This window comes from Neglectibacter timonensis, assembly GCF_900048895.1.
In the GTDB taxonomy this organism is placed as follows: Bacteria; Bacillota; Clostridia; order Oscillospirales; family Acutalibacteraceae; genus Acutalibacter; species Acutalibacter timonensis.
The window spans coordinates 80,906-102,929 of sequence record NZ_LT160635.1 but is presented as its reverse complement, the minus strand read 5'-3'; the positions used below and the strand labels follow the sequence as shown (position 1 = coordinate 102,929).

9 protein-coding genes are annotated in these 22,024 nt (G+C 55.6%); 4 read left to right on the top strand and 5 right to left on the bottom strand.

Features of this window, described 5'->3' with window-relative positions; genetic code table 11:
• Positions 1-112: 112 nt before the first annotated feature.
• From BN3911_RS01105 to melA, 5 genes are all read right to left on the bottom strand, one after another.
• On the bottom strand, positions 113-4,852 hold the full coding sequence (locus tag BN3911_RS01105; protein WP_066860155.1) for an S-layer homology domain-containing protein: 4,740 nt from the start codon (positions 4,850-4,852) through the stop codon (positions 113-115).
• A gap of 85 nt (positions 4,853-4,937) precedes the next feature.
• Complete coding sequence (locus tag BN3911_RS01100; protein WP_066860152.1) at positions 4,938-7,196, bottom strand: S-layer homology domain-containing protein; 2,259 nt, start codon at positions 7,194-7,196, stop codon at positions 4,938-4,940.
• A 380-nt stretch (positions 7,197-7,576) separates the two neighbouring features.
• Entirely contained in the window at positions 7,577-8,425 is an 849-nt protein-coding gene (locus tag BN3911_RS01095; RefSeq protein WP_066860149.1) for a tyrosine-type recombinase/integrase, read from the bottom strand.
• Positions 8,426-8,666: 241 nt separating this feature from the next.
• Positions 8,667-10,433 (bottom strand): phosphoenolpyruvate carboxykinase (GTP), encoded by a 1,767-nt coding sequence (locus tag BN3911_RS01090; RefSeq protein WP_066860147.1) that lies wholly within the window; start codon positions 10,431-10,433, stop codon positions 8,667-8,669.
• A 269-nt stretch (positions 10,434-10,702) separates the two neighbouring features.
• Positions 10,703-12,025: an alpha-glucosidase/alpha-galactosidase gene (melA, locus tag BN3911_RS01080; RefSeq protein ID WP_066860141.1), complete on the bottom strand. Its 1,323-nt coding sequence runs from the start codon at positions 12,023-12,025 to the stop codon at positions 10,703-10,705.
• Between the two features lie 400 nt (positions 12,026-12,425).
• Between melA and BN3911_RS01075 the strand changes: the two genes are divergently transcribed.
• The 4 genes from BN3911_RS01075 (at position 12,426) to BN3911_RS01060 (ending at position 21,949) form a co-directional block, all read left to right on the top strand.
• Entirely contained in the window at positions 12,426-13,208 is a 783-nt protein-coding gene (locus tag BN3911_RS01075) for an AraC family transcriptional regulator (protein ID WP_242871051.1), read from the top strand.
• Positions 13,209-13,371: 163 nt separating this feature from the next.
• Positions 13,372-14,853 (top strand): DUF1846 domain-containing protein, encoded by a 1,482-nt coding sequence (locus BN3911_RS01070; protein WP_066860138.1) that lies wholly within the window; start codon positions 13,372-13,374, stop codon positions 14,851-14,853.
• A gap of 260 nt (positions 14,854-15,113) precedes the next feature.
• Entirely contained in the window at positions 15,114-15,959 is an 846-nt protein-coding gene (locus BN3911_RS01065; RefSeq protein WP_066860135.1) for a tyrosine-type recombinase/integrase, read from the top strand.
• 299 nt (positions 15,960-16,258) lie between these two features.
• Positions 16,259-21,949 carry a leucine-rich repeat protein gene (locus tag BN3911_RS01060; RefSeq protein WP_066860133.1) on the top strand — a complete coding sequence of 1,897 codons (5,691 nt, stop codon included), beginning with the start codon at positions 16,259-16,261 and terminating at the stop codon, positions 21,947-21,949.
• Positions 21,950-22,024 lie beyond the last annotated feature (75 nt).

Sequence of the window (22,024 nt, the reverse complement as noted above, 5' to 3'; positions counted from 1 at the left end):
AGCATGCCCCCGTCCGTCCGGGATATGCCATGTTGCATGACACCGCAGAAAAGCGGATCCCGTGCCCGGCAGCGCGCCGGACACGGGATCCGCTTTTTAATTTTGCTTTTTTTCACGATTCCAACAGCAAAAACCGCTGGAGCATGGCTGCGGTTTCCGCCCGGGTAGCCGTACCCTGGGGATCGATCCTGTTTCCTTCCTTCCCCCGTACGATTCCCCGCTCCACAGCCCAGCCCAGGGCTTCGGCGGCCCAACTGTTCACCGCCCCGCCGTCGGCAAAGCCGGAAAGCGTGGCCGAATTGTCAGACTGCACGGCGTCAGACCGCGTCCTGAAATAGCGGTACAGCATGGTCACCAGCTGTTCCCGTGTGATGGGGGCGTGGGGCTCGGAGCCGTCGGAAACGCCTGTCTCCACGGCCCATTGAATCCCCTTTTCATACCAGGGCGTACCCTGGGTGTCAATCCCTTCAATCCTGGCCAACACCGTCATCAGCATGGCCCTGGTCAGGTGTTCCTCCGGGGAAAACTCCGCCGGGCCCGTGCCCTGCAGCAGCTCACGGGCCGCCGCAAAAGCAATATCCCCTGCGCCCCAGAAGCTTTCCGGCACATCCTCAAATCTGACGGCGCGTTCTTCGACCCGCAGCGTTCCGCCGGTCGCGCCACGCAGCACCAGCTCTGTGCCTGTGACATAGGAGTTTGGCAGCACCCTGTCCGCCTCCACAGCCACCAAACCCGGCCGCAGTCCCGCTTCGACGGCGTCCCCTCCGGCTCCGCGCAGAGAAAGCTGTTTTTTCTCTTCCAGCAGCCGCTTCAGGTCGATTCTCAGCTGCATGCCGGACAAATCGGAAAGCGGTATGCCGTTCACACGGATTTCCAGCCAGATATCGGCAATTCCTCCGGCGGAGGGTACCACCCGCAGCACAAAGCTGGTTTCTCCGCCCGCCGCTTCCGGCAGGGTAATCGTCCCCGCCGCAGTTTCCACGGAACGTTCGCCGTTTTCTATCGCTGTGCTCGGAACTCCGGCCTCAATACCGACAGAACCGTCCGCCCCGATTTCGGTCTCAGCATGCGCGCCCGAGGCTGTCTCCCGGCTCTCGGTGACGGAACCATCGTCCCTGGTCACCTTGACGGCAACAGAGCCGTCCGTACCCCTGGTGGTCTCTGTCACGGTGCCCGCGCCGGGATCCGTGACAATGGTGGTCTGCGACCCGTCGGGATTTGTCACGGTCTCCTCCGTCACCGAACTCCCGCCACCTCCGCCGCTGGAGGGCGGGGTGTAGGGCGCTGCCACCAGCGTCAGCGTCATCACGCCCGTGGTATAGGGCTCCAGCCCCTCCTGGGAAAGGGTTATGGTAAAGGCAAAGCTGCCCGGTGTGCCGGAAGGATTTTCGGCGGTACCGGCCTCGGGCTCCACATAGCCGCCCTCCGTCAGTTCTACAGCGACTGTGATTGCTTCTTCTCGAACCAGGCCCCGGGTCCAATCGGTTATGTATCCGATCAGCGCGGCTTCCCCCTTGAGGGAAGTGGCCGGGGGGTCGGCCTCCGCCAGTGCGGCGCAGGCTCCTTCGAAGCTCTGAGTCGCCCGGTCCTTCACCACCAGGGCGCCATCCTCATAATAACAGAGGTAATCCTCCCCGGCAGCCATTCCCTGCGCTTCCGTACCCAGGCCGGCGGCAAAGAGCAGCTCCCGGGTTCCGTTGCAGTAACCGTTGGCCTCCAGGCTGTTCACCGTCAAACCGCAGTTTTCCCCGGTGACAATCTGTACCGGGGACTCCGCGGATGCACTCCGCCCCGGCAGAATCTTCCCGGCGAAGCTGCCGTTAACGGTGAGCGACGCGCCGCCCTCCAGCGTGAGGACCGCAGCGCCCCGATCCTTTGGATATGCGGTTGTACTGGTATTTTTCGGATCCTCAGGCTGGAAGCTGTCATAAAAGACAACCTGGTTCCGCAGGCTTCCATCGTGGCCGGTTTTTTCCGCAATGGTGAGGGAGGCCCCGTTATCCACCGCCACCTGGGCCCCCGGCATAAATTTTAGCCGTTCGCTGACTGTCCAATCTCCGGAAATCAGCTCAAAATCCATATCCCCGTCAACAGGATAGAGAAACCCCGCCGTGCTCAAATCCATGCCCACAATTTCCAAGGTGCTGGAAGCCACGGTTCCCCCGCCGGAAAGCGCCAGCTTTTCCCTGCCGCTTTCCGCGTCATAGGTCTTTACCGCGGCCCCTCCTTCCTGCAGGCGGATCAGCCCATTCTTAGAATCCACTTGGGGGAACCGGGTGTAATAATAGCTGCCGGAAGCATACATCTTCACCGTGCCCACCAGGCTGCCGCCGGCCTCAATCCGGGTTTCAGCCGTGATGTTGTGCATGTCAGCCTGGTTCATGGGGTACACGCTTGGAAAGACCTCAAACGCCTGGGAGCCGCCGCGCCAATTGCGCACTACGTACAGGTCCCGTACCTCGCCGCCGGACTTTACGGTAACAGTGCCGCCCCCCTTCACATAGCCGCACACATCCAAAACGCCTCCGCTGGGTATTTGAATTTCACCGCCCAGCTCGATCTGCCCGTAGCCTCCGGTCACATCCATGTCATAATGCCCGGCCCCAGGACGTCCTGTCACCGCGTTGACCAGCACCGTCCCCTTCACCGTCAGCGTGACACCCTCCGGTACCGTCAGGGTTTTGAACAGCTTAGCCTTTGGGGACACCCCCGTAGCAGGGCTCGTCTCCGTGCCGTCCGGATTGTAGCCGGTCTGCGCGTCATATCCGGTATCAAATTCGGAACAGGGTACAAGCAAAGTGGTTTTTTCCGGCACTTCCAGGTTCTCCTGCAGGGTGAGGTCCCGAATCAGCCGGACCGTGCCGCCCTCGGTTTTCAGCGCGTCAAAGGCTTCCGGCAGCGTATCAAACAGCTCGATCCCCGCCTGTGCTACGGCATTCCGGGGGTCGGCGAAGAGCGCCGTGATTTGTTTGTCCTCACGGACCATCAGCTCGAATTCGGCCTCCAGTGACAGCAGCTCATTTTTTTCATCCAGCCAGCCGAGAAATTGATTGTTTTCTCCGGGTACCGCCGTCAGTTTTACGGTCGAACCGACCGCTGCGCTGTTTGCTCCCGGCTGCAGCCCCGTAACCGTGCCGGTGCCCTTAACGGTCAGATTGAGCTCCGCCGTCCCTGTCTCAAATTTCATATTGGAAAAGGCGGCATAAGAGTCTGTCGATTCCTTGTCCCAATTCGTATAATTCAAGGTGACCGTTTGGCTTCCTTCGGCAGCCTCCAGAGGGATTTCCAAATGGGTCCATCCCTTTTTCCCACTGATCGTAACCAGCTCGTTCCCATCCTCGACCGCGATTTTCAAATCGTTTTCTTCACTGCCATCCACCATATAGTCAAAGGAAAGGATCCCCGGGTTCTTTGCCGTGACGGACAGCCAGGAGGAAAAAAGGTAAGCCTCCTGGTTGGTTGTGGCAAAAACAGTCCGCTCCGGTGTGCTGAGCCCGTTGCTGTACTGCCAGGGATATCCCTTTCCCCAATAGAGCTGCAGAGGGTCATCCGTTAAAAACTCCAGCTCTTCTGACCCCGGTATTCCTTCCTCCAGGGTGACGGTGGGCCAGAGCAGTACAGTGCGGACACAGTCCGAAAAGTCCTGCTTCCGAAAGCGGAACTCCACCACATGCTGCGCATTACCCGGTGTAAGCTCATAGCAGCCTTCTTCATTCAGAGCAGTAGGCTCGCCATTATCCGTAACGGTGACGGAGTCATATGCGGCAGCGCCCTTTATAACCTTTATTTTCCACTCCCGGCTCTTGTCCTTCTCATAAGCCTGGCTCCACCAATAACCGTCGAAATCCGCCACATCCCCGGCCAGAAGGCTCCAGGTGCCTGCCGGATCCCGGCAGTAAAGCTCCATCTTCTCCGGCGCGGGGGCAATCGGCACCGACTGCAGCGCCGCCGTATAGGCATCCGGCTTTTCCAATGGAATGGAAAGGATGGAATACTCCGGGTCCTCCTTGACGGTATTCCCTTCGGAATCCGTCACTTTCCAGCCCTGAACATCGATTTCCTCTTCATAACGAAAGTACAGGGACAATTTGGAGTAGATGGGGAATACCAGGACCGAGGGCGTTTCAATATTTGTTTTTTTGCTGTAATATTTGCTCTCCACGTAGCCGTGTTCCGGATTGAACCGGAAGTCCACTGTGGCCTTGTACGCCTCCGGAAGGCTCTCCAGAGACTCATAGAACCGGAGATTGGAAACATAAGCCCTGGCAATTGGGTTCTTATCGGAAGAAGACCGGTAGTGCTCCAGCCATAGGACACGGTTGCTGGTGTTGGCATCCGTCAGATCCACAACTGCCGTTTTCCATGCTCCGGCTGCAACCTCGCCCTCATCCTGATAGTCGCTCCGGGCCCCGCTGCTTGAAAGGTTCGTATAAGAAGTTGTACCGGAGGTCTTTGTCAGGTTTGCCGCCGTCTTATGATACAGGGAAGAGCTTGACTTGGAGGCCAACGTATAATCATAGACCAGATAACAGGGCCTGCTCACCTCCAGGGCAAGCCCCGCGTATTTTCCCGACTCCGCGCTGCTCTGCACCACGGGACGGCCTGCGTGGGTAAAACCTGCCTGTTCCCAGCCGTTCCCGTTTTGCTTGGCGTCGTTTTTGACGGTGACCGTTACCTCGCTGTCGCTGTGGGTAAAAAGGCCATAAAACTCAGAGGCGTCGGTTTCCTGATACCCCTGTACCGTGACCTTTTCCACAGGCTCCGGTTCGGCGGCCAGTGCCGTGCCCGGCAGGGCCAGACAGAAGGCCAGTGCCAGGGAAAGCGCTTTCCTCCGGCAGAATCCTTTTTTCATCCTGTTTTCCCCCATCTCAAAAGTGAAGAACCCCGCGGGGGAACGGGCAAGCTCCCCCGCGGGGTCTTCCTGCGGTTTCTAAAATTTATGCTTCTGTCGTTTCATTAACAAAGGAAAGGGTAAAGGTATAAGTCTTACCCGCGTTGGAAGCTAACACAACATCGATCGATTTACCGGCAAGCTGGCTGAGCTTCGTTGTCCCGGCCACACCGAGCCCGCAGCCCTTCACCGCCGCGGTAAGCTTCACCGCATCCTTAAGCTCTTCCTTGGTGAGTGCCCCGGAATCCCCCAGCCTCACTGTTTTGAATTCCTCATAGCCGCCCACCGCCGTTATCAAAGGATTGAACAGCTTATCGTACACCTCTCCAACAGTTTTGTTCGCAGCAGCTGTCTTTACGGTGACCTTGAGCGCTGCTCCTTCCGCGCTCAGATTTGCAAACTCGCCGACACTGGTTCCCAGCCCGGTAAAGCTAGCCGCCACTTTCTGCTGCAGAGCCGGTTCTGACATATCCTGAAAGCTCAGCGTGTAGGAAGCCGTATAAGAGGTGCCGCCGCTGGCTCCATGGAGGGTGAGCGTCAAATCCGCCTTGCCGACCACATCCGCCAGAGTGGTGTCCCCATTCCAGCCGCTGCCGCCCCAGGCCTTCACCGCCGCGATGATCTTCTGGTCGCAGTCCGCCGCATTCAGAGAAATTCCCGTGGTACTGGCAACGTCCAGAGTTTCAATCTGCCCATAGTTCTTTACAATGCCGATCACTTTCGCCAGCACATCGTTTGCCACGGCCGACAGCTTTGTGGACGGCTCATATACCTCTACGGATACCGCATAACCGCTTCCCTGGGCTTCAGCAGCACTGAGCTTCGCATAGCTCATAACGCCGTTGACCCCGGGAATCTCACTGTTCACCTTGTCCAGCAAAGCTTTCTTCAGCTCAGCTTCTGTGGGCGCGGGTGTTACCGGGGGCGTCACAGTGCCGCCTCCGCCGCCTGAACCCGTATCTGGCTTTACCTCCTCGCCGCCCACCAGGATGCTGTCGTCACCCTTGTTCTGCACGTTGCTGACCTTGGTGTCGCCGGAAACCACAACGCCCTCGCCGCCTGTGACGGTGAGATTCTGCACGGTTCCCTTGCCGTCCACATTGAGCTTATCCGCTGCGGAAGTCATACTGGATACTGCCGCGGCCGCGTTTACGGTCACTGCGGCGGCCTCTGCCGTCTCCTGCACAGTAAGGCTGCTTACCGAACCGGACACCTCTACGTTCGTCTTGGGTGCGGCCACGTTCAATGTGCCCACACTGGCGCCTTCGGCCACTTTAACCTGGGCTCCCGCCGCCGTCTCAGGCACCTCCACCTTACCGGCACTGCCCGCCACTTCCACGGCAGCCTCTGTATTTTCCACAATCAGGGTTCCCACTTCGCCCTCTATCCTCACGTCGTCGGAACCGTCCTCCACGGTGATGATTTCCACCTCAGCGCCGTCTTCCACGGCAACCCGCAGCTTGCCGTCCCTGCGGTTTACAAGCACCGTGCCCAGTTTGGATTTTCCCTTGATGACGACGGAATGCTCCCCGCCGCCGCGCAGGACCAGGCTGCCCTCCACGGTGACGCCGTCCAGCGTCACATCGCCGCTGCCCACGCCTTCCGCGATGATCAGGTTGCCCTTGACGGCCATATCCTTGAGTACGGCGCCCGCCGCGTTCACAATCACTGATTTTTCAGAATCTTTCTGATATTCCCCGGCCTTGTCCACGATGTCCCCAATGGCGTTGTCCACCACAGTGATTACCTCGGCGCGGGTGATGTTCGACTTGGGGCTGCACTTCCCGTTGCTGCCGTGGAGAATCCCGGCCGCGGTCATGCCGCCGATATAGCCTTTGGCATACTTGCTGATCTCAGCCGCGTCGCTGTAGGCAGCCGTGCCGGCCTCGTTCTCTTTCACCATCAGCGCCCGGCCCATCAAAGTGAAGGCCTGCTCCCGGGTGATTCTATCTCCGGGGGACGCTTTGTCCACGTCGGTTCCCAGCAGGATTCCCGCTGCAGCCGCACCCAGTACGGACTTGGTATACCATGTGCCCGCCGGCACATCCTTAAAAGGATTCACCTTGGTCTCCGCATAGGCCATCAGCCGGTCCAGCACCACGGCAAACTCCGCACGGGTCATGGGATCGTCAGGACGGAAGCCCTTCTCGTCCCCCTTGACAACGCCTCTGCCCTCCCAGCGCTCGATAGCCTCCTGCGCCCAGTGGCCCTTTGCGTCCTGGAACGCGGCCCCTGCGGGCAGCGCCACAGAACCGAGCACCAATGCCAGCACCAGGGTGACTGCCAGCAAACGTCTCTTTTTCATACTCTTTCCTCCACTTCTCTGTAGCATGATGTAACGGCAGCAAAAATTTAGTCCTGTCTGCCGCTGTTATGGATACGACCCACGGCCAAGGCAATTTTGACGAAAGGTTTTTTGCAGTGAAACTCTTCAAAATAAAATCAGAGCGGGACATAACGCACATTATGTCCCGCCTGTTTTGTGTATATTGTAAAATGCGTTGGCAAACCTGCCTCGCTTCCAGTTTTTTATGTGAAAAACCATTTCCATATCCCTTGATTTTCCAGTTATAGTATGGCATAATGAAGGCGAATCAACCGGCGGACAAGGTAAGATTGGGACATAATGTGCGTTATGTCCCAATTCTTTTTTGCCTGAAAACGGGTGGCCACGCCCGGTAACCGCTACAACAGCAGATGCATCTGCTCCAGCGTCCTGCAGTGCTCTTCACCCGACGTCACGATATAGATACGGGTGGTGTCGATGGAGCTGTGCCCCAGCACATCCGCAAGCTTCGCGATGTCGTGCCGCGCCTCGTAGAAAGTACGGGCAAACAGATGGCGCAGATTGTGGGGGAACACCTTCTGCGCTGCCACTCCCGCCCGGCTGCACAAGCTTTTGAATGCGGCCCAAATCTCTTTGCGGTTCATGGGGCGCTTGTTCCTGGTAAGAAATACCGGCCCGGAAAAAATCCTCTGCCGCTTTGCATAGCGAAGGAGCTTCCTGCACAGCTTTTGCGGCAGCAGGATGGTGCGTATCTTTCCCTTGAGGCGGATCACGGCCTTTCCCTGCCGCAGCGCCTCCACTGTAATGGCGCTGGTTTCCGACACCCGTATGCCGGAGGAGCCCAGCGTCTGAAGCAGCAGGGAAGTCCGGCTGCGCCCCGTGGCCTCTGCCGCCTGGATCAGCCGCAGGTACTCCGCCCGGTTCAATTCCCGGTCGGCCGGGCAGAAAGCCCTCCGCTGGATCTTCAGCTTTTTTACCCGGCAGTCTTCCCTTCCCAAAAATCCGAGAAAACTGTTCACCGCCGCCAGCATGGAATTCACGCTGGAAGGCGCATATCTCTTAACCAGGTGCTCCTTATAGGCCAGCACCCGTTCCTTCTCCACCGCTTTCCCCACCGGGAGAAAGGCACAAAAGGCACGTACGTCTCTGCCGTATTTCTCCACCGTCCGCTCACTTTTCTCCTCCCGAACCAGGTAAGCCAGGAACTCTTCCACCTGCTTGCCTGTAACCCGCCGGAACTCCTCCATAGTCTCTTCCTTTCCAAGGGCCTGTTTTCGTCTGAATTAGGCTTTTTCTTTTCCTAATAGTACCATTGAAAGGGCAGAAAAGCTCCTGTTTCCATATATTGGCAAAAGTATGCCTTTCCAGTGTTCCGGTCTTCCCATGCCGAAGCCGGGCACAAAAAAGCGGCGGCCGGGCTTAAGCCCGGCCGCCGCTTTTATGAAAGAGGTTGAAATTACTGCGTGAGTATAACCTTGTAAGCTGATTTTACTGGCAGTTCTTCTTCAGGGTCTCCAGCTGATTGCGAAGCTCCTGAGGCAGTCTGTCGCCAAACTGCTTGTAGAACTCTTCAATGCCCTCGGCCTCCTTGGCCCAGGCAGCCTTGTCCACATCCAGAATCTTCTGCAGATCTTCCACCGTGAAGTCCTCCAGACCCTCCAGATTGATGTCCTCAGCCTTGGGCACAAAGCCGATAGGAGTTTCCACAGCGTCCACCTTGCCCTCGCAGCGGCGGATAATCCACTCCAGTACACGGAAGTTGTCGCCGAAGCCCGGCCAAATGAAGTGGCCTTCGTCATCCAGACGGAACCAGTTGGTGTTGAAAATCTTGGGAGCCTTGTCGCCCAGCTTCTCGCCCATTTCGAACCAGTGCTTGAAGTAATCGCCCATGTGGTAGCCACAGAAGGGCAGCATTGCCATGGGGTCACGGCGGACAACGCCCACAGCGCCGGTGGCGGCGGCAGTGGTCTCAGAAGCCATAATAGAGCCTACGAACACACCGTTGTTCCAGTCCTTAGACTGATAGACCAGCGGGGTGGTCTGAGCGCGGCGGCCGCCGAAGATGATGGCGGAAATCGGCACACCTGCAGTATTTTCGAACTCTGGGCTGATGCAGGGGCAGTTCTTGGCAGGCGCGGTGAAGCGGCTGTTGGGATGAGCGCCCTTCTGATCGGAGGTCTTCCCGTTCCAGGGCTCGCCCTTCCAGTTCATGGCGTGCTCAGGCGGATTCTTGTCCAGGCTCTCCCACCACACGGTGTTGTCGTCCAGATTCTGCACCACGTTGGTGAAGATGGTACCCTTCTGGGTGGAGATCAGGGCGTTGGGGTTGGACTTCATATTGGTTCCGGGAGCCACGCCGAAGAAGCCGGCCTCCGGGTTGATGGCATACAGGCGGCCGTCGGGGCCCTGGCGCATCCAGGCGATATCGTCGCCCACAGTCCAGACCTTGTAGCCCTTCTCGCGGTAGCCTTCCGGCGGGATGAGCATGGCCAGGTTGGTCTTGCCGCAGGCGGACGGGAACGCCGCGGACACATACTTGACCTCGCCCTGGGGATTTTCAATGCCCAGGATCAGCATATGCTCGGCCATCCAGCCCTCGTTCTTGCCCAGGAAGGAAGCGATGCGCAGCGCAAAGCACTTCTTGCCCAGCAGCACGTTTCCGCCGTAGCCGGAGTTCACGCTGATGATATAATTGTCCTCGGGGAAGTGGCAGATATAGCGGTTCTCTTCCTCGATATTCACTTTGCAGTGCAGGCCCTTGACCCAGTCGCTGCTGTCGCCCAGCACGTCCAGCACAGCCTGTCCCACGCGGGTCATGATGGCCATGTTCAGCACCACGTAGATGGAGTCGGTAACCTCAATGCCGATCTTGGCAAGGGGAGAACCGATGGGACCCATGGAGTAGGGGATCACGTACATGGTACGGCCCTTGTAGCTGCCGCGGGCAATGTCGAAAAGCATCTTGTAGGCTTTCTGGGGGTCCATCCAATGGTTGGTGGGGCCGGCGTCCTCTTCCTTCTGGGAGCAGATGAAGGTGCGGCCTTCCACGCGGGCCACGTCATTGACAGCCGTGCGGTGCAGATAGCAGCCGGGGAGTTTTTCCTCGTTGAGCTTAATCATCTCGCCGGTTTCGCAGGCCTGCTTGCGCAGCGCCTCGAGCTGCTCTTCGGAGCCGTCGATCCACACAACCTCGTCGGGTGTGACCAGCGCTTTCATCTCTTCAAGCCAGCTCAGCACAGTCTTGTTGTTGGTCATTATAAATTTCTCCTTTCGCCCAATGGCAAAAAAATGCATGTGAAAATGAACACTTGTTACCCAGCATCTATTTTAGCACATAGCCTCTAAAGAATCAATGACCAATTTGTTAAAATTGTGGCAAAGCAAAAAGTAACGGAAGAGGCCTCCGGCCAGGGAAAACCTTCCTCCGATGCTCAAAACATTTTTTATAAGTTTAAGACTTTCCCGGTGAAGCTTTCCTGCGGGGGACGCAAAAAGGCAGGGCGCACACGCCCTGCCTTTTTGGATCAGCGGTACTCCGGCAGCCAGCTGCCGTGAGACTCTATCAGGTCATCCACCATTTTCACGATGGTGTCAATATCCAGCTCGCTGCCGGTGTGGGGGTCCAGCATGGCGGCCTGGTAAATGTGTTCCTTCTTCCCAGTGACGGCGGCCTCGATGGTCAGCAGCTGCACGTTGATGTTGGTCATGTTCATGGCGGCGCACTGCACAGGCAGGCGGCCCACCCTGCAGGGATGCACGCCCATGCCGTCGATCAGGCAGGGCACCTCCACACAGGCGTCCTGGGGCAGGTTCTCAATCAATCCGCCTGCGTTGAGCACATTGCCGCCGATCTTGTAGGGATCGCCCGTCACAATGGATTCCATGATGTGGGAAGCGTATTCCTTGGAACGCTCGTGCTCCAGCCGGCGGTTCTTGCGCAGTTCGTCGCGTTCCTTGGCCCAGCCCTCGATCTGGTTGACGCAGCGGCGGGGGTATTCGTCCAGGGGGGTGTTGAACCGCTCAATGAGCTCCGGGGATTTGGATTTGATGTAGAACATGTTGTATTCAGAATTGTGCTCGCTGGACTCGGTGCAGTAATAGCCGAATTTTTCGATGTAGTCCAGACGCACCATGTCGTTGTGCTTTTCCGAGGCGTTCTTCTCCCTGGCTCTGCGGCGGATTTCGGGATACAGGTCGTTTCCGTCCCGGTCTTCCAGCTTTAAAAGCCAGCCCATGTGGTTGATGCCGGCGATGAGCTCCTTGCGGTCCTGCAGCTTATCCTCCATGTCCAGTTCTTTAAGAAGGGTCTCGCTGCAGGTCTGCACGCTGTGGCACAGGCCCACGGTCTTCACCCCGGTATAGCGCTGCATATAGCCGGTAAGCATGGCCATGGGGTTGGTGTAATTCAGGAAAAGGGCGTCGGGGCAGACCTCCTCCATATCCCTGGCAAAATCCGCCAGCACAGGGATGGTGCGCAGCGCCCGCATGATGCCGCCGATGCCCAGCGTGTCGCCGATGGTCTGGCGCAGGCCGTATTTTTTCGGCACCTCGAAGTCGATGATGGTGCAGGGGTCGTAAAGCCCCACCTGAATGGCGTTCACCACGAAATCGGCCCCGCGCAGCGCCTCTTTCCGGTTCTCCACCCCCAGATGCGCGGTGACCTTCGCATGCCCGCCCATGGTTTCGTTCATGGCGCCGATGATCTCCGCACTTTCCGAAAGCCTTTTGGCGTCAATGTCGTACAGGGCGAATTCCGCGTCCCGCAGCACCTCGCTGCAAAGGCAGTCCCCCAGCACATTGCGCACGAACACCGTGCTGCCCGCGCCCATAAAAGTTATTTTCTTCATTTTCAAACAACATCCTTTCCGCGTTTCGTGGGCTCCTGCCCACTCCGGCTTTAGCTTATCACGGAAATCCCGTATTGGGTATTGCACAATGTGAGGTTTCTTTGGTATGATGCTAGATGTTAGCCGTCAAATCTCAGGTAAGGCTTCCCCTTGAGGGGAAGCCTGTCCAAAAGATCTCTTCGCTCTGTTCAGAGATCTTCGCCGAGGCGGCTGATGAGGTGGAGTGAATAAGACACTCCACCTCATCCAGCAGATTCCCACAGGGAATCTGTTTCCCCTCTCCCCTCAAGGGGAAGGCTAAGGGCAGCCCTTCTCCAGCCCGGAATCCGAAGGCGTGAGGGCTGGAGCTCAGAGTTCTTTGCCAAGCTTTCTGCGAAAGAAAGCGGAAGGAGGTGTGAAGATGGAGATGCAAACTGTTCTGCTGTCAAACCAGAGATGGAAGGAGGTTAACCCCATCCAGTTTGGGTGGGAGCACTGCGCGCCGGGACATTCTTTCGGCCCGGCCTCCCGTTCCTATTTGCTTTTGCACTATGTGGTGTCAGGCAAAGGCGTCTTTACGGTGGGCGGGCGCAGCTATGACCTGGGTCCGGGACAGATTTTTGTGATCCACCCCTATGATATGACCTACTATGAGGCGGACCGGGAAGCCCCCTGGCACTACCTCTGGATTGGCTTTGAGCTGGGCCTGCCCCTTCCCGAAGCACTTTCCCGGGACGTGCTTCTCCTCCCCCAGGCGGAAAAGCTGTTTTCCTCCATGCGGCAGGCAGCCTCCCTGACCGCAGGGAGGGAGGCCTTTCTCTGCGGAAAAATCTGGGAGCTCCTGGCCCTGCTTCAGTCCGGCCCCTTCCAGGAATGCCAGGGCCGCGGCCAGGACTATGTCAACGCGGCAAAAACCTATTTGGAGACAGAATATATGCGGGGCATTTCCATCTCAGAGCTGTCGCGGCGTCTCAATCTTGACCGCAGCTATTTCAGCGGCCTCTTCCGGCGGGAGACCGGAAAATCTCCGCAGCAATACCTGACCGGCTTCCGCCTGGAAAAGGGTGCCGAGCTTATGCGGGAGCACGGCCAGACCCCCAGCGAGGCCGCTATCTCCACGGGATATTCCGATGTGTTCAGTTTTTCCCGGATGTTCAAACGGTATTTCGGCGTCTCCCCCACAGAATATCTGAAAAAATGCTGATGTGGTTTCTCCTGCGGCCCATTTCAGCACTGTGCCCGCCGGAACTGGCAGGCGGCTGAATAGAAAAAGGGACGTTTTCTTTCGGAATCTGTTTTGCATTGGCGTATCTTCTGTGATATAATTTGGAACGATTGAGTTTTAAGGATTCGAGGGGGAAAGATTCATGGAAATCGGGTTCGACAACGACAAATATCTAAAGCTGCAGTCTCAGCAGATACGGGAGCGCATCGACCAATTCGGCGGCAAGCTGTACCTGGAATTCGGCGGCAAACTGTTTGACGACTTTCACGCTTCCCGGGTGCTTCCGGGCTTTAAGCCGGACAGTAAGGTGAACATGCTGCTCCAGCTCAAGGAACAGGCGGAAATCGTCATCGTCATCAACGCCTCTGATATTGAGAAAAATAAGGTAAGGGGCGATCTGGGCATCACCTACGATCTGGACGTACTGCGGCTCATCGACGCCTTCCGGGAAATCGACCTGTTCGTGGGCAGCGTGGTGCTGGCCCAGTACAATTCCCAGCCCGCAGCGGAGGCTTTCCAGAACCGGCTGGAATCTTTGGGCATCAAGGTATACCGCCACTATACCATTCCGGGCTATCCCGCAAACGTCCCCTTCATTGTCAGCGACGAGGGCTTCGGCAGGAATGAATATATCGAGACCTCCCGTTCCCTGGTGGTGGTGACCGCCCCGGGGCCGGGCAGCGGAAAGATGGCCACCTGCCTGAGCCAGCTCTACCACGAACACCGTCGGGGCATCACCGCGGGCTATGCCAAATTCGAGACCTTTCCCGTCTGGAACCTCCCCCTGAAGCACCCGGTGAACCTGGCCTATGAGGCCGCCACCGCCGACCTGAACGACGTGAACATGATCGACCCCTTCCATCTGGACGCCTACGAGGTGACCGCGGTGAATTACAACCGGGACGTGGAGGTTTTCCCCGTCCTCAACGCCATGTTTGAAAAAATCGCAGGCGCCTCCCCCTATAAATCCCCCACGGATATGGGCGTGAATATGGCCGGAAACTGTATCATCGACGACGAGGCCTGCTGCCGGGCCGCCCGGCAGGAGATCATCCGCCGCTATTACAGCGCCATGTGCGAGCAGCGCCAGGGCAACGGCAGCGAAGAGGTGGTCTACAAGGTGGAGCTGCTGATGAACAAGGCCGGCATCACTTCCGAAGACCGGCCCGTCATTGCCCGCGCCCTTTGCCGGGCGGAAGAAACCGGCATGCCCGCCGCCGCCGTAGAGCTGCCTGACGGACGGATTATCACAGGAAAAACCTCCTCCCTGCTGGGCGCTTCCGCAGCCGTGCTGTTGAACGCCCTGAAGGCTCTGGGCGGCATTCAGAAAGACATCCACCTCATCTCCCCCATTGTCATCGAACCCATCCAGAACCTGAAAATCAAGCATCTGGGCAACCGGAACCCGCGCCTGCACACCGATGAAATCCTGGTGGCCCTGTCCATCAGCGCGGCCACCAACCCCACCGCCGAGCTGGCCCTGCGCCAGCTGCCCAAGCTGCGGGGCTGCGAGGCCCATTCCTCCGTCATCCTGTCCCATGTGGACGAGGGCACCTTCCGCAAGCTGGGAGTCAACCTGACCTGCGAGCCCCAGTACCAGTCCAAAAAGCTTTACCATAAATAAAAAAATTAAAAGGCGAAGCCCTGCAGAGATGATCTCTGCAGGGCTTCGCCTTTTTTCAAGAAGCCTTCCAATCACCGGTTTTTCCATGGACTTGTTCCTGAAAAGGCGGGCCGCACGGAGCACGCCCCAGATTTTTTTGCACACTGTAAATTTCTCTGAGAAAACCGCAGACCTGTACCCGGTATGCCCTAAGGCTTTCCTGCATAGAGCCTTTTCTGCAAGGTACAATAACCCTATACTTTGCGAAAGGAGTTTTCAACATGGAGAATTACAAACTGACCCCGGAGCGGATTGCGGCCTATGGCCGCTATTTGATTCAGGAGGAACGGGCTCCGGCCACCATCGAAAAATACCTGCGGAGCATCCATTCCTTCGCCGCATGGCTGGACGGCCGGGCTGTGACAAAGGAAACCGTGGCAGGCTGGAAGGAGGGGCTGCTGGAAGAGCACCGCTCTCCCTCCACAGTGAACGCCGCCCTCTCCGCCCTTAACGGCCTGTTCCGCTTTCTGGGCTGGGAGGGCTGCCACGCCCGCTTCCTCAAGGTCCAGCGCCGGCTGTTCCGGGACCCGGCCCGGGAACTGGACCGGAACAGTTATGACAAACTCATTGCAGCAGCACGGGACCTGGGCCGGGATCGGCTGGCCCTGCTCATGGAGACCATCTGCGCCACAGGCATACGGGTCAGCGAAGTTCGGTATATCACCCTGGAGGCCGTCCAGCGGGGACGGGCAGAGATCCGCTTAAAAGGCAAAATACGCACCATTTTAATTCCCAACAAGCTGGCCCGCAAGCTCTTAAAATTCGCCGGAAAAGAAAAAAACGTCTCCGGTGAGATCTTTCTCACTGGAAACGGAAAAAGTCTGTCGCGCCGTCAGATCTGGGCGGAAATGAAGCGGCTTTGCAAATATACAGGCGTGGCGCCTTCCAGGGTGTTCCCCCACAATTTGCGCCACCTCTTTGCAACCGCCTATTACCGGGCCTACAAGGATATTGCCAAACTGGCCGACGTGCTGGGACATTCCACCATTGAGACGACCCGGATTTATTTGCTGACCTCCGGCGCGGAGCATCAACGGCAGCTTAACCGGCTGGGACTCGTCTCATAGGACGAAATCAACATTCCGTCCAGATAGCCTACAGACATAGAACTATCAGGATTACATATTGTAAAAAAATTGTAGCATGTATCCCGCAGAAACGCAAGTATTCCATGGCTTTTCGGCGCAAAAAATTCAGCCGCGAAAAGATGATTTTTTGCGGCCTATTTTTCTACGGCCTTTCACTCCTTTTTGGAGTGATGAGGCCGTATGTTTTTCCATTTCCGTTCACATCCAGCCCATAAATGATGGCCGGGCAATATGCGGAATGTTGATTCTGTTGACAATATTAGGAGGGAAACAACGTTATGAAAAAGCAACGCAAATGGAAGCCTTATAGTAGCCGAATCCTGTCGAGTCTGCTGGCCTTGTGCCTGCTGATCGGTATGCTGCCCACGGCTGCACTGGCGGCGGAGGATGAACCGCAGGACGGCGGAGCGCCCATTGTCTGCACAGAATTGGAAGGCTGTACGGAGGATACCCACGACGAGAGCTGTCCCCTCTATGTGAAACCGTCGGCCCCCCCTGCGGAGGAGCCGACGGAGCCCGGCGAGGGGTCCTCTGCTGAGGAGCGGCTTTCGGAGCTAGTCGCGGCTCTGCCCGCCCTTACGGACATTAGCCCGGAGGATGAGGGGCAGATAGAGGCGGTCTACAATCAGATTACCGACATTTACGCCTTTTCTGATGAGAACGGACTGACATTGACTAATGAGCAGGAAATCGTCATTGAAAGGATCCTTACTGTTCTATATTCTACCGATACTTTCAGTGAGCCGATGCCAGAAGGCACATGGATTGAGGCTGTTACAGAATGCCCTAATGGGTATACTGCTGACGAGGAAAATAAAAAAGTCACAATTTCATCTTCCGAGGGAATGGCATGGTTTGCAAAGCAGCTTCAAACTAACGCCTATACTGGCTATAGCGTCAGCTTAGAGTCTGATATTAACCTGAGTGCACACTATTGGGCATCATGGAATAATACTTATGCGTTTTCTGGAGAATTTAATGGGAATGGACACACAATTTCTAATCTTTATATTTCCGCTACTTCAAGTTGGCAAGGCCTTTTCCCTATCATTAAGAATGGAGGCGCTATAAAAAATTTAAAGGTTTCCCAGATTGATATTTCGGCAGAAGAAGGACATGTAGTCGATACATGTGGTGTGATTTCTCCTCAACTGCAAGATGGAACCATTACAAATTGCAGTATTTCAAATGGCACGGTTACAGTAAGAAGTGGCGTGGGCGGTATCGTAGGTTCGACAATTTTAGATACGGGTGGAATTATCTCCTATTGTTCTGTTTCGGACTTTACATTTAATTTATCAGGAAACAGCAATATCAGAGGCGGCGGAATCGCTGGAGAACTTCGTCAGGGAAATATATATACAAACTGCTTCGTTTATGATGTAACGTTTTGTTTAACAAATAGTGTATCAAGCAGGAGTTTCGATGTCGGCGGTATTGCCGGCTTCAACCTGGGTGGAAGCGTTGAGCAATGCTGCGTCCTAAACTTTTCCGCGTCCGTCAACGCTGAGAATCCGGTCATGAATATAGGCTCAGTGGTCGGAAATTACAACAGTGGTTCTATTATGCGGTGTTATGCTGAGGGCCATGAAACATACTCTCCAATTGGAGCGGGTGCTGAAACAGATGTAACGACGCTTTCCGCCAATCAATTCAAGGATGCTTCTAACTTTCCAGCATTAGATTTTGATAATATTTGGAGTATTGACGGAGCGCAAGGGCTTGTACTTCAAGCAAAGACGGGTTTTCCAACTGTATTTTATGCAGAAAAGCTAAAAATCATGGATGGAGATGCCGTAATTGGCGGTTATGATGGAACGGGTTCTGCTGTGGCGCAGGAACTTTCAATTAGCATTCCCATGAATTGCGGTTCTGTTGCGATTTCTGCCTCTGCAAGTACAGGCGCAACGCTTACTGGACTTCCAGCCACAGTGGAATTTGAATCTTTGGATACGGTAAAATCCTGCACATTCCAGGTCACATATCCTGGAGAAACCGTGAAAATATTTCGCATTACATTAAATAGACCGAAAGTTCTTTCCGGAGAGGGGACGGATCAAAGTCCTATCCTCGTTTCAAATTTGGAAGATTTGGAGGTTCTCTCGGAAAATATAAGTCAAAGAAATATTCCTAACGCATTTATTTCGTTTACGGCTGATATTGATTGCTTGGGAAAAAGCATTACACCTGTGCCGGCAGTAATGAATGTGCAAGGCAACCAACACACAATTTCTAATTTTATAATTTCCGATGAGTATACACAAGGAAGCGGCCTGTTTAAGGCATTAGAAGAATCAGGAAAAATTACAGACCTCTATTTAGATAATGCATATCTAAACGGCGGACCAAACAGCGGAGTGTTGGTTGGAACAATTTCGGAAAACGCAAAAGTGACCAAATGCGCTGTAACAAACTCGGCATTTCTTGGTGGCATAGGACATTACAGCGGACTTATTTTTGGAAAGAACAGTGGAAGTATTTCCCAATGCTACAGTACTGGCGATACACGAAACGCAGGGCCAAATATCATGACTGGAGGCCTTGGAGGCACAAATGCAGGAACCATCAAAAATTGCTATTCCGATGTATATGTAACTGGAAACAATAGCGGTAATGACAAGGGCCCTTTCGTATGGACGAATGAAAGCGGAATGATCGAAAACTGCATTTGGAACGCAGAGAAGGTTACTAATTGCTTTTCTATAGGCCCCGCATCCCACAGCACCAGACAAGGAACCGTGCAGAACAGTGCTGGAGTCGATGCGAAAGGCGGTAGCTTTACACAGGAGGCTATCTTTAAAGCAACCGCAATCCCTCTACCGACTAAAACAGGCTATGTTTTTGATGGATGGTATGATAACGCGGAATTGACCGGAACACCTGCAACCACCGTCTCGGCTGACAGCACCTACTACGCCAAGTGGCTCATCACCGGCGGCTTCTGCGGTGATCCTGCCGTCAATGAGGGAAGAAATGTCACTTGGGCGTTAACCAAAAATGGAACAGTAACGGTAGATGGCGAAGAAAAAACCGCCTATGCCCTCACTATCTCCGGAAACGGAGCAATGGCGGATTATTCTGATCAAAAAGACAATCCGTGGTGTATTGCGCTGCCTGATAATGCGTATCAGGACCAGATTACGAAAATAGTCATTGGCGCAGGCATTACAAAACTTGGAAGCTGCGCATTTCTTTGGTGCAAGAATGTTTCCGCTGTGGAATTTGAAGGAGGCAGCCGGTTGAGGGAGATCGGGCTCAATGGCTTTCACTCTATGGCTAAACTAACCGAAATCACTTTTCCCGCACAGTTGGAGGTGATTGGAGAAGCGGCTTTTTATAGCTGCTCAACGTTGGAAACCGTCACGTTCGAAAACCCAGACATTCTCACGGCAATTGGTAAAAGCGCATTTGGGGCGTGCAGCAAGCTGGTCTATTTCAACAACACTGAGAAATCAGACGCGAAAGAAATCCTCCCGCAATCGCTCACGGAAATTAGACCAAACGCTTTTCAAAACTGTTCCAACATGATTGGACAAATCACAATTCCATCAGCGGTTGAAGAACTGACCGGCAGCTTTTGGGGCTGTGCAAAGCTGTCAAAGATTACATTTGCAAATAATTCCAGATTAACAAAGCTGGGGGCGAATACCTTCAATGGTTGTAAAGGCATCACAGAAATTGAGCTTCCCTCCGAACTCACTTCCATTGGAACGAGCGCTTTCTCCAACGTACCGATTACCTCCATTGTCATCCCCTCGCAAGTTACCGAAATTGGGGATTCCGCTTTTAGTTCATCAACTAAAGATGCGAATACGATTGCAAATGTAGTTTTTTCTGAGAACAGTCAAATTAAAAAAATAGGAAACAATTCGTTTAAGTTCTCTCTTATAACATCCATCTCTCTGCCGGAGGGCCTGGAAGAGCTCGGTAATTCTGTTTTCCAGCAGTCCACTATAACCGCTATCACCATCCCCTCAACGGTAAAAAAAATCGGCACAAATATGTTTCATGACCACCGACTGGCTACCATAAACATGTCTGCTCTTACGGATGATGCTGAATTTACAGGCTGTCTGGGCTCGCTTGCTCATGGGACTGTGGTCTATCTTGCATCGGAGGCCGCAAAAATAAAGCTGGCCCATAATGATACAAACTACGGACAGTTGGTATACGCCATTACCAACGGAGGCGTTGTCCCCGCAGGAGAATTTACAACCGAAGCGCTGAACGCGCCGGTTAGAGAAGGTTATACCTTTGATGGGTGGTATGTTAATGCGGATTTCAGTGGACCCAAGTTGAGCGGAGCACCTCAGAACGCCACGGCCTACTACGCCAAGTGGACGCTGGGTAAACCCGAAGTTGAAGTAACCGCCTCAGCATCCTCCATCACCAGCAGCCAGAGCGCGATTCTGACCGCCGCAGCCATCCATGAGCTTGAGGGCGTGACCTATGAATATCAGTGGTATACAGGCACTCCCGACAGTGGCTCCGCAATTAGCGGCGCGACCAGTCAAACCTACACCGTCAGCAGTCTGACCTCCGACAGCACCTACTACTGTAAGGTGACGGCTGTGAACGGCGCTGACAAGAGCGATTCTGTCTCCAGCACCGGCGTGACCATCACCAAGGCAACTAATACCGGGAATGTAACAATCACCAGCCCGGCAGAGGACGCCAAAACAGCGGCCTACGGCGGCGCAGCTTTTGATGTTGTCTACACCGTCAGCGACAACAAAACCGCAACCGTGACCAGCTCCAATGAGAAAGTCGCCACTGTAAGCGGAGATACCGTTACCATCGTCGGCGCGGGTACGACCACCATCACGGCGACTTTCGCGGGCAATGCCAATTATTCCACCGCCTCTGACAGCTTTACCCTGACGGTTAACAAAGCAGTCCTGACCGCCACTTACGCGGGCGAGACAATCTATGTGGGCGGAACGCCTGCGCTGAAAGTGACCGTCACCGGCTTTGTGAATAACGAGACAGCCGGCACAGCCGCTGGCTATACGGCTCCTTCCGTCAAGAACAGCCATACGGCGGCTGGCAGCTACACGCTGACCCCCAGCGGTGGAAGCGCCACAAACTATGACTTCAACTATGTGGGCGGCACTCTGACGATCCGCACCCATTCCTCCTCCAGCGGCGGCTCCACTACGGAGACCACCACCAATCCGGACGGTTCCACGCTGGTGGTGGAGACCATGGCGGACGGCACTGTGATTACCACCGAGACCCGCGCCGACGGCGTCAAGGTCAAAACCGTGGATGAGCCCGGCAGGGATGTGACGGCCGAAGTCACCATCCCCCAGAACGTGGGCGGTACCACTGTGACCATACCCGCCGATGTGGACTACGGCATGGTGGCAAGAGACGAGGACACCGGCGAACTCATCAAGCTGTCCTTTCCCACCGGGGACGGCATGCTGGTCAAGCTGGAAGGCTCCGCTGAACTGGTGCTGGTGAACAACGCCAAGGATTTTTCCGACACCACCGGCCACTGGGCCCAGGACGCCATCGATTTCGTCACGGCACGCGGGTTGTTCGGCGGCATTAGCGAGACGTCCTTTGCCCCGGACAGCCCCATGACCCGCGCTATGCTGATGACGGTTCTGGCCCGATTCGACGGACAGGATACCGAGGGCGGAGCAGTCTGGTATGAGAAGGGGATGGAATGGGCAGTCGCCAACAGCGTATCCGACGGCTCAAACCCCAACCATGCCGTTACCCGCGAACAGACCGCCGCCATGCTCTGGCGTTACGCAGGCTGCCCTGCCGCAGAGGGCTCTCTGTCCGGCTTCATGGATGCGGGAAGCACTAGCGAATACGCTGTTGACGCCATATGCTGGACCGTAAGCGCCGGCATTATCGGCGGTACGGGAACGGGCGTTCTGGCTCCCCAGGACAACGCCGCCCGTGCCCAAGTGGCCGCCATATTGATGCGTTTTGTGGAAAACCTGGTGAAATAACAGTCTTGTAAAAAACAACTGGGCTGAAACAAGCCGCCCCCATTGCCAGCCGGCAATGGGGGCGGCGCTTTGCCA

Excerpts from the sequence above, each read along its gene's own strand:
- BN3911_RS01095 (WP_066860149.1), bottom strand. The coding sequence starts at position 8,425 with ATGGAGGAGTTCCGGCGGGTTACAGGCAAGCAGGTGGAAGAGTTCCTG.
- BN3911_RS01070 (WP_066860138.1), top strand. The coding sequence starts at position 13,372 with ATGGAAATCGGGTTCGACAACGACAAATATCTAAAGCTGCAGTCTCAG.
- BN3911_RS01075 (WP_242871051.1), top strand. The coding sequence starts at position 12,426 with ATGGAGATGCAAACTGTTCTGCTGTCAAACCAGAGATGGAAGGAGGTT.
- BN3911_RS01065 (WP_066860135.1), top strand. The coding sequence starts at position 15,114 with ATGGAGAATTACAAACTGACCCCGGAGCGGATTGCGGCCTATGGCCGC.
- melA (WP_066860141.1), bottom strand. The coding sequence starts at position 12,025 with ATGAAGAAAATAACTTTTATGGGCGCGGGCAGCACGGTGTTCGTGCGC.
- BN3911_RS01100 (WP_066860152.1), bottom strand. The coding sequence starts at position 7,196 with ATGAAAAAGAGACGTTTGCTGGCAGTCACCCTGGTGCTGGCATTGGTG.
- BN3911_RS01090 (WP_066860147.1), bottom strand. The coding sequence starts at position 10,433 with ATGACCAACAACAAGACTGTGCTGAGCTGGCTTGAAGAGATGAAAGCG.
- BN3911_RS01060 (WP_066860133.1), top strand. The coding sequence starts at position 16,259 with ATGAAAAAGCAACGCAAATGGAAGCCTTATAGTAGCCGAATCCTGTCG.
- BN3911_RS01105 (WP_066860155.1), bottom strand. The coding sequence starts at position 4,852 with ATGAAAAAAGGATTCTGCCGGAGGAAAGCGCTTTCCCTGGCACTGGCC.